4 protein-coding genes are annotated in these 3,657 nt (G+C 57.0%); all 4 read right to left on the bottom strand.

From position 1 onward, the window contains the following. The coding region (gene maiA, locus HLUSI_RS0103610) for a maleylacetoacetate isomerase (protein ID WP_029363084.1) at nt 1-497 on the bottom strand (497 nt) is incomplete at its 3' end. Between the two features lie 7 nt (nt 498-504). Next, entirely contained in the window at nt 505-1,218 is a 714-nt protein-coding gene (locus tag HLUSI_RS0103605) for a fumarylacetoacetate hydrolase family protein (protein ID WP_040503125.1), read from the bottom strand. A gap of 8 nt (nt 1,219-1,226) precedes the next feature. Next, nucleotides 1,227-2,294 carry a gentisate 1,2-dioxygenase gene (gene gtdA, locus HLUSI_RS0103600; RefSeq protein WP_016832671.1) on the bottom strand — a complete coding sequence of 356 codons (1,068 nt, stop codon included), beginning with the start codon at nt 2,292-2,294 and terminating at the stop codon, nt 1,227-1,229. Between the two features lie 40 nt (nt 2,295-2,334). Continuing rightward, nucleotides 2,335-3,537 (bottom strand): 3-hydroxybenzoate 6-monooxygenase, encoded by a 1,203-nt coding sequence (locus tag HLUSI_RS0103595; protein WP_029363082.1) that lies wholly within the window; start codon nt 3,535-3,537, stop codon nt 2,335-2,337. Between the last annotated feature and the right edge of the window lie 120 nt (nt 3,538-3,657).

The raw sequence follows: 3,657 nt of genomic DNA, 5'->3' as shown, positions 1-3,657 counted from the left end.
CCCCCCATCGATGGTTGGTCGCCATGGGAAAACACACCGGTCGAGGGGTCCTGGGCCAGTCTTTTTTCCAAAGCGCTCAGCCCTGTTTCCGCCCAATGTCGATACCAGTTGTCTTTTTCTTCATTCGATACGCCCAACTTGCCGCTCAGATATTTCAGCACGCGCAAATTGTTCAATGGATGGATGTCGCAGGCTATAGCCAGAGAAAGTTCCCTGACCCTTGCCCTTTCTTCCGCTGTCGTGGGCATCAGGGGAATGGACGGATGTGTCTCGTCCAGATATTCAATGATGGCCAGAGACTGCGTCAGTGTCATGGCTGAATCTTCCAGGAGCGGCAGCAGATGTTGCGGATTCAACTGAGAAAAGGCCGCACTGAATTGCTCGCCGCCGTTTCTGGACAGATGGATGTGCGCGGCCTCGTAGTCGAGTCCTTTCAGGTTCAATGCGATACGAACGCGATAGGACGCCGAGCTGCGGTAATAGGTGTGTAGTTTCATGATGTCTTTACCCGCTCACCTGAACCGAAATCGACGTCAATCCGGCAATGTGTCCCGTCAGAATCTGACCGGGTGAGACCGGCCCGACTCCCTCGGGAGTGCCGGTCATGATCAGGTCGCCGGGTTCCAGGGAAAACAGGGTGGACAAGTTGGCGATGGTTTCATTGACCGACCAGATCAGGTTGGCGATATCACTGCTTTGCACCGTCTTGCCATCCACTTGCAGGGAAATTTCGCCGCTGCTCAGTTCTCCCGTCATTGCAATAGGGCGCAACGGACCGATCGGCGCCGAATAGTCGAACGCTTTGCCGATCTCCCAGGGGCGGCCTTGTTGGCGCATGGCCATCTGCAGATCACGACGGGTCATGTCAAGACCGACGGCATAGCCGAATATATGCGATGCAGCGTGTTCTACCGCAATGTTGCTCCCGCCTTTGCCGATGGCCACTACGAGCTCGATCTCGTGATGATAGTTGGTGGTGTTTCCCGGATACGGCAGCGCACCAGTCACATTGGCGGCGACCGGTATCACTGACGCATCGTCATTGGGCTTGCAAAAGAAGAAGGGCGGTTCACGATTGGGGTCGAAGCCCATTTCGCGGGCGTGTGCGGCGTAGTTGCGACCTACGCAGTAAATACGACGCACCGGAAAATCGACGGCGGATCCGTCGACGGGCAAGCCGACAATTGCTTGGGGTGGAAAAATGAAAGAGCGGTTCATGTTGATGTTTAATGAGAAGTTGATGGATGACCAGCAAAATATTCCTCGCGCAGCAAACCTGTCGCTTCCAGAACCGGGCGATCGGAGAAGCTGAACAACACCGTATCTGCCGGTGTATCGAAGCACACTGGCGCCCACGACGGCACCACAAACGTGTCCTTGGGAGAAAAGGAAAACGACTGGTCGGCGATCTGTACGCGACCGTGTCCTTCGACGACGTGGTAGACCGTGCCATCGCTGCTGCGATGCCATTTTCCTTGGAAGCCCTTGGGCAGCAGTTGCAGAAAGGCGGCTATGGTCGGCATCGGATAGCCGCCGGTGACAGGATTGACGTAACGCAGTTTGATCCCGTGCCATTCGTCCAGCACCGCGCTGCGGAACAGCGTATCAAGCGCTTCGCGCGATCGTGCGTAGGGATAATTGGAAATCGGCGAGTGTCGTTCAGTGTGCAATTGACGAACCGGCGCCATGTTGTACCCGTAGTTGGCGAAACTGCGGCCCTCCACCTGGGTGGGAATTTGCGAGGCGCTGCTGTTGTTCTCCGCGAAGCCGGCATCAAAAAAGCGCACCATGGGAATATCCAGTCCATCCAGCCACACCACCGGTTCGCTGACGCCGGCGATGCCGGGATTGCCGTGATCGTGCCAGGTCCATGACGGTGTAATGATGAAGTCCCCTGGATGCATGGTGCTGCGTTCGCCATTGACGGTGGTGTATGCCCCTTGGCCGTCGACGATGAAGCGCAAGGCCGATTGGCTGTGGCGATGCGCGGGTGCGACTTCGTCCGGCAGGATCAGTTGCAGCCCGGCATACAGTGATTGGGTAATCGAGGAGTTGCCGGGCAGGCCGGGATTTTCGAGCACCAATACCCGACGCACGGCTTCTTCCGCCGTAATAACCTCGCCGGCGCGCATGAGATGCGAATGGATGTCGGTATAGCGCCATAGCGCCGGCACATACCGCGGCAGCGGCTGTTTGGGCACCAGCGTATGCAGAGATTCCCACAAGGGCGCTAGATTGAGTTCCTGGAGCTTGCCGTACAGCGCCTGGCGTTCGGCTGTCTGATCGATTTTCATGGGCGTGTTGGAGTTAGGTTTGGGGATGGTGCGCGTGACTTCAGTGAGAAAGACAGGTGGCTGCCTGCCAACCATAGAGCCACTCCAGCGCATCGTAGAATCGCTCCGGGGAGCGTTCTTTCCAGAGGTCGTTGCGCACCAGTCGTTCGACCCCGCTGGCGTGATACAAGCGTCCCATCTCGCGCGCCGACAGGACCACTCTTGCAGTACGGGAAATACGAGAATGCTGGTAGAGCTGAAACGCCGCTGCCATATCGAAATCGCAGTGTTTTACGGCAGCGCCCAAGGTGACGGCATCTTCCAACGCCATGCAGGCCCCTTGCGCCAGGTACTGCAGCATCGGATGGGCAGCGTCGCCCAGCAATGTCATGCGCGACGTGCTCCAGTTGGCGACGGGATTGCGGTCGGCGGTACTCCAGCGACGCCACGACGAAGGTGTGTCCAGCAACTGACGCGCCTGCGGGCAAATATCGGTGAAATAGGACAAAACTTCTTCCTTGCTGCCGTCGCGTACATTCCAGACTTCCTGATCGCGGCTATGGAAGGTGACGACCAGGTTGTATTGCTCCCCGTTGCGCAGCGGATAGTGCACCAGGTGGCAATGCGGCCCTGTCCATACCACAGGTGCATTCCAGCGCAAATCTTCGGGCATGAGGGACGCCGGAACCACGGCCCGGTAGACGACATGGCCGGAGACGCGGACGTCATCGCCCACGATTTTTTCCCGGACAACTGATTTCACCCCATCGCAGCCGATCAAGGCATCGGCATTAAATTTTCGGTCTTGAGCATCTACGACCGTTACTCCGTTGTCGTCTTCTTGTACGTCGATCACCTGAGAAGACGTGACGAACTGAATGTTTGCATTCTTGCGGACTTCCTCCAGGATCGATGTGTGGATGTCTGCCCGATGAATGACGGCATAGGGGTTGTCGAAACGGCGGCGGAATTTGTCGTCAACCGGGAAGGTGCCCACTTCTTTGCCGTCGATGGCATCCATCATGATCAGTCGATCTGTAAACACCGCTTTGTTTCGCGCATTCTCACCGACGCCAAGCGCGTCCAGTGCCGCGAACGCGTTAGGCGCCAACTGTATGCCGGCTCCGATTTCGCCGAGCTGCGAGGCCTGTTCCAGTAGCGTAATTTTGATGCCCAGTTTGGCCAGCGCCAATGCTGCGGCCATACCGCCGATACCGCCGCCGACAATTAATGTCGATGGCGTGGATTCTCGAACCGCACTCATGTCTTCTCCGGAAAAAATCGAATTGATGTACGGAGTGTGGACGGGGTCGTTTATTTGGTAAACTGATCGAAGGAAATACATGCGATCGTATTTTTAAATAAAGGGGGCGCGATGGCCAAA

It is taken from the genome of Herbaspirillum lusitanum P6-12 (assembly GCF_000256565.1).
GTDB lineage: Bacteria > Pseudomonadota > Gammaproteobacteria > Burkholderiales > Burkholderiaceae_D > Herbaspirillum > Herbaspirillum lusitanum.
This window is presented reverse-complemented; position numbering and strand designations above follow the sequence as displayed.